Origin of the sequence: Streptomyces sp. CCM_MD2014 (assembly GCF_000772045.1) — a bacterium.
Taxonomy (GTDB): domain Bacteria; phylum Actinomycetota; class Actinomycetes; order Streptomycetales; family Streptomycetaceae; genus Streptomyces; species Streptomyces salinarius.
Genome location: NZ_CP009754.1, coordinates 5,721,706 through 5,734,156 on the forward strand (window position 1 = coordinate 5,721,706; position 12,451 = coordinate 5,734,156).

A 12,451-nucleotide genomic window follows, 5' to 3' on the forward strand; every position below is an offset into this window, starting at 1 on the left:
CGTGGTTACTCCTCGTCCTTGGTCTGCTGGGGGGCCTTGAAGGTGTCCAGCCGGGCGCGGAACGCGGCTTCCTCCTCGGCTGCCATGACGTTCATCACCTCGTGGGCCACCTGAGCGCGAGAGGGCTTGAAGATCCGCCGACGCCATCGCGCGGCCAGCTCCAGGAGCACGAGCTTCCTCTCCAGCCGACGGCGCTTGCGAGCCATCTGGGGCTTCCTGCTCTCGATGGAGCGCAGCCCCGCGATGTAGACACGAGTCGCGGTGATCCGCTCGCCTAGGGTCCTCATTCCGGCTCCTCGAATTCCGGCACGGCGTTGCCGTAGCCCTCGCGTACGTCGGTGGTGTGGTGCGAGACTCGGCGCGGCCGGTTCACCCACGTCTCCAGGGCCTCGCGCATCTTCCGTGCTAGCTCCTGGTCGTTCCGGAGCGCCTGGATTCGCGCGGCCCTCTTGGCCTCTCGTTCCCGTGCTCGCTGCGCTCGGCCTCGATAGATCATCTCGGCCAACTCGGGGTCGACCCCTTTTTCCCACGGGGGTAGGGGGTCGGGATGATTCCCCTTCTTGCTCCGCGACTCACGAACCGCTTCCGCGTATTCGCGGCGCTGCCGAAGCTCATCGTCCGATAGCTTCCGCGTGGTGCACTTCTTGGGGTATTCACGTCCCTCGGAAGGGAAGTGTTTGGAGAGGTCGTACCGCTCGAAGAACAGACGTATGCGCTCATGCGGCGGCGGATCCTCAGCGCCCCGATTGAATTCCTCGGGGATCTCGTAACCGGCCTCCGTGAGTTCCTGGAGCTGGCTCTTGAGGTGACCCGCACGGGCCATCTCGGCAAGTTCCGGGTCCGGCTTGTTCCACGCACGGACGAGCGGGTGATCCGGGTACTTCTCGCAGCTCACGCCGTGAGCGGTGCAAACTTCCACACCAGCCTGAGCGCGTTGCCTTGCCAGGTTCAGAGAACGGAGCGGCATTACAGCTCACCCGCCCATACGCCCTCGCGCTGTTCGGTGAAGATCTGCTCCATCTCCAACGTGATCTTGGCGGGCACCTCCAGGCCGAGCAGCTTGGCCAACTTCATCTGTAGATCCGCGAGAGTGCGGATACAGGCGTTCCGCTCGGCCACGGTCTCGGCCTGTTCGAGGTTCTTGTGGGCCTCGCGGATCATGTCAGTGAGTGAGGACTCACGGTCGGTGCGCATGTCGGAGAGCGTTTCCCCACCCAGGTTCTTCCGAGCCCGAGCCAGGCGCCGTTCGACCACATCCATGGACATTCCGAGAGCGCGGCCAATTGCAGCCTTGCTATTGCCTCGCTTGAACATGCGGTAGACCTTTTCGGCTTCCCGGTCTAGTTCGGCGGGCGTCAGTGTTCCCGCTCCCAGCGGCTTATCCCCGGCCATTTCACCTCCCGTGCATACCTCGAAGTAGAGCCGTTCATCGGCAATACCAGAATCGCATCATTGACAGAAAACGGCAAGGTAGTGTATATGGGCGCGAGACGCGGGCTAATGCCGCAAAAACGCGGGTAACGTGGCTTTATGAATGGCTACTGGGAAACCCTTCACTGGTTCTTCGCGTCCCTCGATAAGTCGGCTGGTCCCGATCGTTGTTGGGTGTGGGACGGTGCGCGTTTCGAGAGCGGATATGGACAGCTCACCCTCGGACGCAAGCATTACCGCGCTCACCGCTGGCTCGTGCGATTCCTCGTGGGCGGAGAGCTGGAGCGAGACATCCTGGTTCTTCACAGATGCCATAACCCGCCGTGCTGTAATCCCCGCCATCTCTACGTCGGGGACCAGAAAGACAACATGCGGGACATGCACGAGGCCGGGCGACAGAGCCGCTACTGGAGCCGTCGCACGCATTGCGCGAAGGGCCACGAGTACACCCCGGAGAACACGCGGATATACCGGGGCTATCGACGCTGCCGGGCGTGCGACAGAAGACGCACCACACCAGCCTGACGCGTCGTCTCGTCGCGCATGTGCGAGAGCGCGTGACGCTCGCATGTCTCCAAACGCGACAGAATCGCGTCTCTCGGCTCCCAGCAGCGCGAGTGAGTGTCAGACACTCACTAGCTCAACCGATCTCGTCTCAGGCGCTCTCAGAGCTTTCACGTCCTCGCAGGTCAGTGCACGCCGGCGATTACGTCGTGGCTGGTCAGCCATGCGAGAGCCCCGGCGACTCGAAGGGAGTCCCGGGGCTCTCTAGTCGGGCGGGACGGCTAGCGCCAGGTGACGCGGTGGTACCCCTCGCACGTCACGCCGACGTACGTCACGCCATCCACGGTGAGAAGGCCGTGACGCTCGGCCTCGAAGTCGTCAGCACCCACGCGCTTGTGGCAGTTCCAGCACTCGCCCGTGATCTTCCCTTGGGCGATCAACTCGGCCGCGTTCTCGCGTACGTACGTCATGGCTCGCTCGTTGCTCATGGCTTCTCCTGGGAATGCGAGAGCCCCCGTCTCGATGAGACGGGGGCTTCTCTGTTGAGGGTGGTGCGTTACTTCGCCGCGTCACCCGTCGGCTTGGTCGGGCTCTTCTTCGCGGGCGTCGTCGCGCGAGTCGGGCTCTTCTTGGGAGCGGCGGGCTTGGCGGGCGCAGCCTTCTTCGCGGCAGCCTTCGTGGCGGGCGTTGCCGTCGTCTTGGGAGTCTCGGCCTTGGCCGCGCTCTCGGGAGCGGCAGCGGCTCGCATGGCCTTCCGGCAGGCAGCGCGCCCGGCCTTCGTCTTCTCGTGCTGGCAGTTCGAGTGGTCGAAGCGCTCGCGGGTCATGTCGTGCTCCTTCGTGGGTCGTTGTGTCGTGCTGGCAGGTCGACACTCTCGGAGTACGGCGAGCCATCCGAAGGGCTACGGCTGGACTCCTAGGCGACCTGTTATCAAGCGATGGCCTGTGATGGCCTGAGAGAGCCCCGAGACCGTGGGGGCGGGAAGTCTCGGGGCTCTCGACTAGGGGAGTGCTACGGCGTCACCAGCACCACGGCTCGTGCTCGCCGTCCGCGCACTCAGGGCACGGGACCTTGCACGTCTGACGGCACGTCCCACACCCAGCGAAGCCGCCGCAGTCGGGACACCAGACGAGACTGGCCCCGGCGCACGTGCCGCACAGGTCGCCCCACTTCCACAGTGAGAAGGGCTCTTCCCCGCCTGTGCGTCCGGCTCGTGGCTTCGGGTGAATGGGGCCTGTGGCCATGCGAGCCTCGGCGATGGTGGCCATCAGTGGCCATCGCTCGATGGGTCATCGTCTGTCGGGCCATCGCTCGATTGGCCATCGTCCGTCTCGGCGCGGTAGTCGTGGATGCGGTGACCCCGGCTCTCGGCGACGGTCAAGACGTCCGTGAGTGCTGCAATGAGCCGACGTGCGGCCCAACGCAGCTCGGGCACCGAGTGCTTCGTCTCGTCCTCGACCAATGGCTTGGTCAGGCTCAAGATCATGTTGGCCGTCTCGATCTGCTCTGCCTCGGCCCTGTCGGCGAGACGTGACAGCCACGTCCCCGAGCTGTCCGTGAGGAGGTAGGCCCTCTTGCCCTCCTCGCCCCACGGCAGGAGACGGAGAAGCCTGCTGTCCGGCTCGGGTTGGCTGCTCTCAGGCTGACTGCTCATGCCGCCGCCTCCTGGTGGTAGATGCCGTGAGCGTGTTCGTGGGCGACGAGATACGGACGGATCAGACCCACGTCCTCACCGCGCAGATACGCGGGCGGCTTGGGGGATCGGTGCGAGGGAAGTTCCACACCAGCCGGTGCGATGAGCAGACGCCGTGTCGGCGAATCCGCGGGAGTGTCGTCGGCCGGGCGTCGTCGCTTACCGGTGGACGGCAGGAGCCACGAAAGGACTAAGGCCAGTAGGGTTCGCACTGTCGGTCACTCCTTGGGTGATCGGCCACGCCCCCGGACAGTTCGCCCTGTCGCGGGGGTCTTCTGTTGTCTGCGTCACGTTAGCGAGGCCGGTCTATGCCTGTCTATGCCTTCCTATAGACCCACCTGCACATGCGTGCCTGCTCATGGGTACTTAGCGTCCGTGGTATGGCAGAGGTGGAGTGGGATCCGAAACGGCCGAGGTGGCAGCAGATCGCCGACGCCATCCGCGCGAGGATCGCGGACGGCACCTATCCGCCCGACACGCTGATCAGTGAGGCGCGGATCATGGGGGAGTGGGGCGTGGCCAAGATGACCGCCCGCAAAGCTGTAGCCGCTCTCCGCGCGGAGGGCCTTCTCGTCACCACGCCGGGCATGGGCTCATTCGTGAAGGGTGAGGGCGAGAGCGAAAGCTGACGGGCTGGTGTGGAACAGGAGACGTCCCACACCAGCCCTAATCGCCGGCTGTTGCCTAGCCGCTGGTCAGAGGGCTAGTACCTGTCGCCCATGCGCTTGACCGCGTTCACTGCTCGGGTCGCTGCCATGTCCGCTGCGTACCGCCTGAGCATTGAGGGGTCCTTCCACCCGGCGATGGTCATCACGTCACCCTCGGACACCCCTGCACTGAGTAGGTCGTCCACGGTCGTGTGCCGGAACTGGTGCGGGTGGACGATGCTCTTGGACTCCGGGTCATCCGGGTTGCCGTACCCGGCGTCAGCCGCTCGGCGGTTCACCATGCGGTACAGACCCGAGTAGGTGAGCTGTGGCCTGCCTCGTGTCCCGAGCCAGAGGAAGTCCGTGTAGTTGGGAGAGAGCGGGTTCGCTCGCGGGTGGCTCTCCCTCGCGCGCAGGTAGCGCGTGATGGCCACGACGGTCTTCGGCTGTAGCGGGATGATGCGGCCCTCACCACTCGCCCTCGCTTCCTTGAGTGGGGTCACTGGTCCGATGAGCCCTTGGTCCAGGTGCAAGTGATCGAGCCTCAGGGACAGCAGCTCCTCTGCCCTCAGACCCTCCGTCAGTACCCGGATGATGGCGTGGTCTCGGACCTTCTCGAACGCGCGGATTCGAGGGTTGCCACCGCCTGTGACCTGCAACAGATCACGGATGAACTCATCGGACAGTGTCGTCGGGCGTACGTCCTCCGGGTGCGCGTAGCGCTGGAGCCGCGCGTCGTTGTACGGGTTCGCGTGGTCGTACTCGGCCTCCAGCCACTTGAAGAACGGGCGCAAGTTGCGCTGGAGGGTGTGGGTCCCGCCCTGTCGCTCGCCCTTCCCGCCGTCGTAGTGCGCGCGGAAGAAGACGTTCAGGGTCGGGGCGTCGCAGTCCAGGAAGCTGACGGGCCGTGCCACACCCGCCAAGCTGCGTGAGCTGGCGTCCGTGTCTGACGTGCTGACCTGCGGTGATGTGCTCAACCAGCGGTCGAGTGTGCGCGCTGCCTTGGTGTACGCGGTGACCGTCTTCTCTGCGTACGGACGGCCGCGCTTGTTGTTGCTGGCTCGAAGGTGCGTCGCGTAGTCGCTGAGCATGTGAGCGCGCGTGTCTGCGCTGTCCTCACGCTGCCTCGGGGACTGTACGGACGTGAGACGACGTGCGCTCTTGCTCGTGCTCTGCTGTGCGCGCAGAGGGCTCCGTGTCATTGCCTGTGGCTCTCCTCGTGTCACCACTCCGAGGGAGTGGGTGAGAGCTGGGCAAAGTCGAGTCGGCGACTCACCTTGCCCAACTGTCGGTCGGGTGAGTCACAGCGCTCCGGCTGGGGTGTCTGAGTCGCGTTTCCGCAGGTCAGACAGCGTAAGCGCCCCCGGCAGGACTCGAACCTGCGGCCAAGCGCTTAGAAGGCGCCTGCTCTATCCACTGAGCTACGGGGGCCTGGTGTGGTGGCCTCGGTCGTGGGGTCCGGGTGTGGCCGGACCCTGACGTCGCCGGGGACAAGGATAGGGCTCCCGGCTCCCTGTCCCGGATGCTTCCCCTCCGTGGCTCGATGTGGAGGTTCGGTGAAGCGGTCCCGATAATCGCAGGCAGTTACGAATCGTGCATCGCTTTTGGCTCCGCGCGCATCGGGTGTTGTCCACTCGTTATGCCTGGACTGTCCTCGTGTCCCGGTAGTCCCTTCCGTCCGGAGTGTCCGGTCGGCGCGCAGACATGCTCATCATGCTCATATGCTTCAGAATTCCCTCAAAATTGGGCATTCTTCACATGTGGTGACCTTGGACGTACGGCCTCAGCTGCTCGACGCACTCTCCGCCCTGCGCGACCGTGTCGCGGCCGCACGCTTCCCGCTGCCCCTGCCGGGGGCCCCACGCGCGCGTGCCAACCGTGACGAACTGCTCGCCCAGCTCGACGACTACTTGGTGCCCCGCCTGAAGGAACCCGAGGCACCGCTGCTGGCCGTCGTGGGCGGATCCACCGGCGCCGGGAAGTCCACCCTGGTGAACTCCCTGGTGGGACGCCGGGTCAGCGAGGCGGGTGTCCTGCGGCCCACCACCCGCACACCGGTCCTGGTGTGCCACCCGGAGGATCACCACTGGTTCAGCGGCATGCGGGTGCTGCCCGACCTCACGCGCGTGTGGGTGCCCCACCGCGACCCGGACGACGACCTGCTGCTGCCCGGCGAGAACCCCGCGCGCGTGCTGCGCGTCGAGACCGCCGACACCCTGCCGCCCGGCATCGCCCTCCTGGACGCGCCCGACATCGACTCCCTCGTCGCCGACAACCGAGTCCTGGCCGCCGAACTGATCTGCGCCGCCGACATCTGGGTGATGGTCACCACGGCCGCCCGGTACGCCGACGCGGTCCCCTGGCACCTGCTGCGCACCGCCAAGGAGTACGACGCCACCCTGGTCACGGTGCTCGACCGGGTGCCGCACCAGGTGGTGTCCGAGGTGTCGCGGCAGTACGGGGCCCTGCTCACCAAGGCCGGGCTCGGCGACGTCCCCCGCTTCACCGTCCCCGAACTGCCCGAGTCCGCCTGGGGCGGCGGCCTGCTGCCCGCCAGCGCCGTGGCACCGCTGCGGACCTGGCTGGTCCACCGGGCCCAGGAACTCGAGGCCCGGCACCACGCCATGGCCCGGACGGCGCACGGCATCCTGGACTCGCTGAAGTCCCGGATGCCCGAACTGGCCGGCGCCACCGCCGCGCAGTACGCCGCCGCGCTGCGGCTCACCGCCGCAGTCGACGGCGCCTACGACGGCGAGCACGCGCGCGTACGGGGCCGGTTGCGGGCGGGCGCCGTACTCGCCGGGGACGCGCTGAAGCGCTGGCGGGCCTTCCCCCTCGACTGCACCCCGGAGGAGCTCCTCGACTCGCTGGTGGAGAGCCTGAGTGCCCTGCTGCTGTGCGCCGTCACGGCCGCCGACGAGCGCGTCGACGAGGCCTGGCGCCACGAACCGGCGGCGGACGCCCCCGAACTCGCCGCCTCCGCCCCCGCGCCGGAGAGCGCCGAGCACCGCATCGGGATGGCCGTACGGCGGTGGCGGCGCGAGCTGGAGGAGTACGCCGAGGAGGAGGTCCGCGAGCTGGACCGCAACCTCGCGCCGGACCCCGGGGTGGTGGCCGGCCTGGTCGCCACCGTGCTGCTCGGCGGCCGGCGTGCGCGTGCCGCCGGGGAGCGGCTCGCCGAGCGGATCGGCGCCCACGGCGCGCTGCGGCTGCGCGACCGGGGCGGGCGGCTGCTCGACCAGTACGTCGACCGGGTCATGCACGCCGAACGCGAACGCAGACTGGCTCCGCTGGACGCCCTGGAAGTGCACCCCGAGCCGCAGGCAGAGCTCATCGCCGCGCTGTCCGTACTGCAGAAGGAGAGGTGACCGGTGACCGCCGTCACTGACCAGGACCCCACCGAGCACACGACGAAGGAGGCAGCGCGGACGGACCCCACCGACGCTTCCCACTCCGGTGACGACCGGGGCGACGGGGGCGACCGGGAAGAACGGGGCGACCGGGAGAAGCGGGGCGACCGGAGGGAGCGGGATGCCCGGGGGGAACAGGGCGCACGGGAAGAGCAGGACACCCGGGAGGAGCGGGACCGCCGGGGCCGCCGGGAAGTGGCGGACATCCGGGACGCTCGGGACGACGTCGAACCGCGAGGCGCCCGGAAGCGCTGGGGCCACCGGGAGGAACGAGGCGCCCAGGACGCTGCTGTCGAGCGGGACGGTGGGGACCGCGGGGGCAGCACCCTCGAACCGCGAAGCGCCCGGGACGACCGGAGTGGCCGGGACGACCGGAGTGGCCGGGACGGCCGCAGTCAGGACGCCCCCGCCGAGAAGGCGGCCCCCCGCGACCGCGGCGCGAGTGACCGCGTCGCGCGTGTGCACGCCGACCGCGAGGACGCCACCGGGGACCGCCGGGGCGCCCGGGAGGCCGGGGACGCCGGGCGCGGGACGCGTCCGCGCGACCACGGGAGCGACCGCCCCGGCGGCTCCCACGCGCGCGTGCGGGACGACACCACCGGTGGGCACCGCCGCGCGGACCGTGCCGGGACCTCGCCCGACGGTCCGTCCGGAGCCGGTGCCGGAGACGGAGAGGGCGCCTGGGGCGACGGGCTGATCGCGCGGCGGGTGGACGAACACGGCGGGGCCGAGCCGTACGCCGTGCTGCCGAGCAGGCCCCCCGCCTCCTCGGCCGCCCTGATGCCGCTCGCGTACGACGGCCACCTCAGATCACGCCTCGACGCCCTGCGCGAACTGGTGGGGCTCTCCCGGACCCGGCTCGACAGCGGCACCCTGGCCGAGGCCGGCCGGGTCCTGGACGAGGCCGCCGCGCGGCGCAGGCTCTCCGGGCAGCACACCGTCGTCGCCGTCGCGGGTGCCACCGGCAGCGGCAAGTCGCAGCTGTTCAACACCCTCGCCGGGGTGACGATCTCCGAGACCGGCGTCCGCCGTCCGACCACCGCCGCGCCCATCGCGTGCAGTTGGAGCGACGGCGCGGCCAGCCTCCTCGACCGGCTCGGCATCCCCGGCCGGCTGCGCCGCCGGCCGCTCCAGCACCCGGACTCCGAGTCGCCGCTGCGCGGCCTCGTCCTGATCGACCTGCCCGACCACGACTCGGCGGCCGTGCAGCACCGCGAGCAGGTGGACCGCATCCTGGCGCTCGTCGACGCCGTCATCTGGGTCGTCGACCCGGAGAAGTACGCCGACGCCCTGATCCACGAGCGCTACCTGCGCCCGATGGCGGGCCACGCCGAGGTCACCTTCGTCGTCCTGAACCAGATCGACCGGCTGCCCGGCGAAGCCGCCGAGCAGGTCCTCGACGACCTGCGGCGCCTGCTCGACGAGGACGGCATCGCGCTGGGCGAGCACGGGGAACCCGGCGCCACCGTGCTTTCCCTGTCCGCGCTGACCGGCGAGGGCGTCGGCGAACTGCGCGAGGCACTCGGCCAGTTCGTATCCGAACGGCAGGCCCCGGCCCGCCGGATCGCGGCCGACGTGGACGCCGCCGCACGGCACCTGCGCCCCGTCTACGTCACCGGGCGGCGCACCGGGCTCAGCGAGGAGGCTCGGGAGGAGTTCGCGGACCGGCTGGCCGACGCGGTCGGCGCCACCGCGGCGGGCGAGGCCGCCGAACGCGCCTGGCTGCGCAACGCCAACCGCGCGTGCGGAACGCCCTGGCTGCGGCTGTGGCGCTGGTACCACGACCGGCGCGATCCCGTCACCGGACGGCTGCCGTCGCGCACCCAGGCGGACGAGGAGGCCACGGCCCGTCAGCGCGTCGAGCACGCGGTGCGCACGGTCTCGGAGCGGGCGTCGGCCGGGCTGCCCGCGCCGTGGGCGCAGGCGATGCGCGAGGCGGCCCTCCGCGGTGCGCACGGGCTGCCCGAAGCCCTGGACGAACTGGCGGGGCGCGCGGCGCCGCCGGGGCGTCCGCCGCGGCCCGGCTGGTGGCCGGTGGCGGTCCTCGCCCAGGCGACCATGACCCTGCTCCAGGTGGTGGGCGGCCTGTGGCTGCTGGGCCAGATCATCGGCATCGTGCCGCCGAACCTGGGCGTACCGGTCCTGTTGATGGTGGCCGGCATCGTCGGCGGACCTCTCATCGAGTGGAGCTGCCGCCTGGCGGCCCGCGGCCCCGCACGACGCTACGGCCACGAGGCGGAACGCCTGTTGCGGGAGGCGGCCGCGGGGTGCGGCCGCGCCAGGGTCCTGGACCCGCTGGCGGCCGAGTTGCTGCGGTACCGGGAGGTGCGGGAGCAGTACGCGCGGGTCACAGGGGTGGGGGCCGTGACGAGGTAGGGGACGCGGCCGCGGCCTTGACGCGCCGTCGGCCACCCGCACGGGTGGCGGAGTTGTCCACAGCCGCCGGGCCGGTCCACAGCCTCCGGCGGACCGGTCCGATCACGGGCAGTCTGGCCTTCGCGGCGATCGCGAGGGACGCGGTCGCCCCGGCCGCCGTACGGGAGGTGCCCGTGCGGAAGGCGCCGTACGGGAGGTGCCCGTGCGGGAGGGAGGACTCGCGATGAACGAGACGATGATCTGCGCCGTGGGCAACGTGGCCACCCAGCCGGTCTTCCGGGACCTGGCGAACGGACCGTCGGCGCGCTTCCGGCTCGCGGTCACCGCGCGCTACTGGGACCGCGAGAAGAGCACCTGGACGGACGGCCACACCAACTTCTTCACGGTGTGGGCCAACCGCCAGCTCGCCACCAACGCCTCGGCGTCGCTGGCGGTGGGCGACCCCGTCGTCGTGCAGGGCAGGCTGAAGGTGCGCACCGATGTCCGCGAGGGGCAGAGCCGGACCTCGGCCGACATCGACGCGGTGGCGATCGGCCACGATCTCGCCCGCGGCACGGCGGCGTTCCGGCGCACCGGCAGGACGGAGGCGTCGGCCTCTCCACCCCGGCCGGAGCCCAACTGGGAGACACCGGTGCCGGACCCGGCCGGGGAAGCGGTCGGGGAGCCGGCCGCCCCGGGCTCCGAACAGCGGCCGGAGCCCGTCGCGGTGGCGTGACGCCGAGACCCGCCGGAACCGCCCGAAGCACGGCTTATCGACCCATGCGCCCGGGGTGGACCCGGGTGGATTTGTCGATAAGCCCTGCTCAAAGTGGCTGTCGGCGATAACGATTCCGATTCGGATCACCGTGAGGGTGACGATCACCGGCGGCCCCGGTCCGTCACGTCCTTAGGATGCCGAACGAGCCTTGTACGGCTGCTGATTCTGCTGGTGGGACCGTGCCCCCCACGCCAACGGGTCCTGCTCGAAGGGGAATTTGGTGTTTTCTTCGCTCGCTGTGCCGCCTCTGCCCGGTCGAGGGGCGGTGCGTCTCGCCGCCGGTGCGCTGGTGTCCGCGCTCGCCGTCGCGGGTGTGGCGGCCGGTGCGGCTCCGGCCACCGCCGCCCAGGACGGGGCGGCGCGGGGGCAGGGCGGAGCGACGGCCACCATAGGCGGTCTGAAGGCGCACGGCACCGCGCTGATCCACGGCGAGGACGGCGACCAGCAGGTCCCGGCCGGCCTGTTCGAGATGTCCGTCGAGGGCGGCGGCATGCTGCAGACGTACTGCGTCGACATCCAGAACCCGACGCAGAAGGACGCCAAGTACCGGGAAACGCCCTGGAGCGCCACGTCGCTGGGCACCAACAAGGACGCCGGCCGCGTGCGGTGGATCCTGCAGCACAGCTACCCGCAGGTCAACGACCTCGCCGCGCTCGCGAAGAAGGCGGGCGTCCGGGCGCTCACCGAGGAAGAGGCGGCGGCCGGCACCCAGGTCGCCATCTGGCGCTACTCGGACGACACGGACGTCGAGGCCGCCGACCCGCAGGCCGAGCGGCTCGCCGACTACCTGGAGAAGAACGCCCGGAACCTGGCCGAGCCCGCGGCATCCCTCGCCCTGGACCCGCCGGCCGTCTCGGGCCGTCCCGGTGAGCGGATCGGCCCGGTGACGGTCCACACCAACGCGGGCGGCGCCACGGTGACGCCTCCGGTGGGCGCCGCCGACGAGGACGCGGTGCGGATCGTCGACAAGAAGGGCCGGCCCGTCACCAAGGTCACCGACGGCACCCAGCTCTTCTTCGACGTGCCCGAGGACGCGGAGGCCGGCACCGCCCAGCTGTCCGTCCAGGCCTCCACGACCGTGCCGGTCGGCCGCGCCTTCGCCTCCGACAGCCGCAGCCAGACCCAGATCCTGGCCGGTTCCAGCGAGTCGACGGTCTCGGCGACGGCCACCGCCACCTGGGCCGCAGAAGGGGCGATACCCGCCCTGTCCGCAACGGAGAACTGCGCCGAGGGCACCCTGGACATCACGGCGCTCAACAAGGGCGACGAGCCCTTCACCTTCCAACTCCTGGACTCCGAGTACACCATCGCGCCGGGCGAGACCCGTACGGTGCCGGTCCCGCTGCCGGAGGACCGCCCCTACGACTTCACCATCCGCGGCCCGGCCGGCTTCGAACAGCGCTTCGCCGGCGTCCTCGACTGCCGCACCCAGAGCGCCGCGCTCGCGGACACCACCCACCCCCTCAGCGAACCGGCCCCCGCCACGGTCGTCACGCCCTCCCCCGACCCCAACCTCGCCGAGACCGGCAGCTCCGACACGACCCCCCTGATCGGCGGCGCGGCCATCGGCCTGGTCGTGATCGGCGGCGCGGTCCTGCTGCTCGTCCGCCGGAGGAACGAACAGTAACGACGT

The 12,451-nt window shown here is 70.1% G+C and carries 12 protein-coding genes and 1 tRNA gene; 5 read left to right on the forward strand and 8 right to left on the reverse strand.

Annotated features, from left to right (window positions below; all coding sequences use genetic code 11):
• Nucleotides 1–5 precede the first annotated feature (5 nt).
• The 6 genes from NI25_RS25625 to NI25_RS25645 all read right to left on the reverse strand — a co-directional run bounded on the left by NI25_RS25625 (nt 6) and on the right by NI25_RS25645 (nt 3,589).
• Nucleotides 6–287 carry a hypothetical protein gene (locus NI25_RS25625; protein ID WP_061444695.1) on the reverse strand — a complete coding sequence of 94 codons (282 nt, stop codon included), beginning with the start codon at nt 285–287 and terminating at the stop codon, nt 6–8.
• The gene (locus tag NI25_RS39280; RefSeq protein WP_148315158.1) at nt 284–895 is read right to left on the reverse strand and encodes a hypothetical protein; all 612 of its coding nucleotides are present in this window, start codon (nt 893–895) and stop codon (nt 284–286) included. The genes NI25_RS25625 and NI25_RS39280 overlap by 4 nt, the downstream gene beginning before the upstream one ends.
• Before the next feature lie 71 nt (nt 896–966).
• Nucleotides 967–1,392, reverse strand: a complete 426-nt coding sequence (locus NI25_RS25630) for a hypothetical protein (protein ID WP_148315159.1) — start codon at nt 1,390–1,392, stop codon at nt 967–969.
• An 824-nt stretch (nt 1,393–2,216) separates the two neighbouring features.
• Nucleotides 2,217–2,423 (reverse strand): hypothetical protein, encoded by a 207-nt coding sequence (locus NI25_RS25635; protein ID WP_061444697.1) that lies wholly within the window; start codon nt 2,421–2,423, stop codon nt 2,217–2,219.
• Nucleotides 2,424–2,491: 68 nt separating this feature from the next.
• Nucleotides 2,492–2,761 carry a hypothetical protein gene (locus NI25_RS39500; protein WP_061444698.1) on the reverse strand — a complete coding sequence of 90 codons (270 nt, stop codon included), beginning with the start codon at nt 2,759–2,761 and terminating at the stop codon, nt 2,492–2,494.
• 441 nt (nt 2,762–3,202) lie between these two features.
• A complete protein-coding gene (locus NI25_RS25645; RefSeq protein WP_078884732.1) occupies nt 3,203–3,589 on the reverse strand; it encodes a hypothetical protein in 387 nt (128 codons plus the stop codon).
• 419 nt (nt 3,590–4,008) lie between these two features.
• Between NI25_RS25645 and NI25_RS25650 the strand changes: the two genes are divergently transcribed.
• Nucleotides 4,009–4,257 carry a winged helix-turn-helix domain-containing protein gene (locus tag NI25_RS25650; protein ID WP_061444699.1) on the forward strand — a complete coding sequence of 83 codons (249 nt, stop codon included), beginning with the start codon at nt 4,009–4,011 and terminating at the stop codon, nt 4,255–4,257.
• A gap of 74 nt (nt 4,258–4,331) precedes the next feature.
• Here the strand turns inward: NI25_RS25650 and NI25_RS25655 are convergent, their stop codons facing one another.
• Nucleotides 4,332–5,366, reverse strand: a complete 1,035-nt coding sequence (locus NI25_RS25655) for a tyrosine-type recombinase/integrase (protein WP_233520776.1) — start codon at nt 5,364–5,366, stop codon at nt 4,332–4,334.
• A gap of 267 nt (nt 5,367–5,633) precedes the next feature.
• Nucleotides 5,634–5,706: transfer RNA gene (locus NI25_RS25660), tRNA-Arg, on the reverse strand.
• Between the two features lie 329 nt (nt 5,707–6,035).
• Between NI25_RS25660 and NI25_RS25665 the strand changes: the two genes are divergently transcribed.
• The 4 genes from NI25_RS25665 to NI25_RS25680 all read left to right on the forward strand — a co-directional run bounded on the left by NI25_RS25665 (nt 6,036) and on the right by NI25_RS25680 (nt 12,445).
• The gene (locus NI25_RS25665) at nt 6,036–7,643 is read left to right on the forward strand and encodes a dynamin family protein (RefSeq protein ID WP_061444701.1); all 1,608 of its coding nucleotides are present in this window, start codon (nt 6,036–6,038) and stop codon (nt 7,641–7,643) included.
• 3 nt (nt 7,644–7,646) lie between these two features.
• Entirely contained in the window at nt 7,647–10,061 is a 2,415-nt protein-coding gene (locus NI25_RS25670; protein WP_078884734.1) for a GTPase, read from the forward strand.
• A gap of 223 nt (nt 10,062–10,284) precedes the next feature.
• Complete coding sequence (locus tag NI25_RS25675) at nt 10,285–10,776, forward strand: single-stranded DNA-binding protein (RefSeq protein WP_061444702.1); 492 nt, start codon at nt 10,285–10,287, stop codon at nt 10,774–10,776.
• A 262-nt stretch (nt 10,777–11,038) separates the two neighbouring features.
• A complete protein-coding gene (locus NI25_RS25680; RefSeq protein ID WP_061444703.1) occupies nt 11,039–12,445 on the forward strand; it encodes a Cys-Gln thioester bond-forming surface protein in 1,407 nt (468 codons plus the stop codon).
• Nucleotides 12,446–12,451: the final 6 nt, after the last annotated feature.

Bases quoted from the DNA above. Each gene is read 5' to 3' on its own strand.
- NI25_RS25625 (WP_061444695.1), bottom strand. From the start codon at position 287: ATGAGGACCCTAGGCGAGCGGATCACCGCGACTCGTGTCTACATCGCG.
- NI25_RS25675 (WP_061444702.1), top strand. From the start codon at position 10,285: ATGAACGAGACGATGATCTGCGCCGTGGGCAACGTGGCCACCCAGCCG.
- NI25_RS25655 (WP_233520776.1), bottom strand. From the start codon at position 5,366: ATGCTCAGCGACTACGCGACGCACCTTCGAGCCAGCAACAACAAGCGC.
- NI25_RS25635 (WP_061444697.1), bottom strand. From the start codon at position 2,423: ATGAGCAACGAGCGAGCCATGACGTACGTACGCGAGAACGCGGCCGAG.
- NI25_RS25650 (WP_061444699.1), top strand. From the start codon at position 4,009: ATGGCAGAGGTGGAGTGGGATCCGAAACGGCCGAGGTGGCAGCAGATC.
- NI25_RS25645 (WP_078884732.1), bottom strand. From the start codon at position 3,589: ATGAGCAGTCAGCCTGAGAGCAGCCAACCCGAGCCGGACAGCAGGCTT.
- NI25_RS39500 (WP_061444698.1), bottom strand. From the start codon at position 2,761: ATGACCCGCGAGCGCTTCGACCACTCGAACTGCCAGCACGAGAAGACG.
- NI25_RS25630 (WP_148315159.1), bottom strand. From the start codon at position 1,392: ATGGCCGGGGATAAGCCGCTGGGAGCGGGAACACTGACGCCCGCCGAA.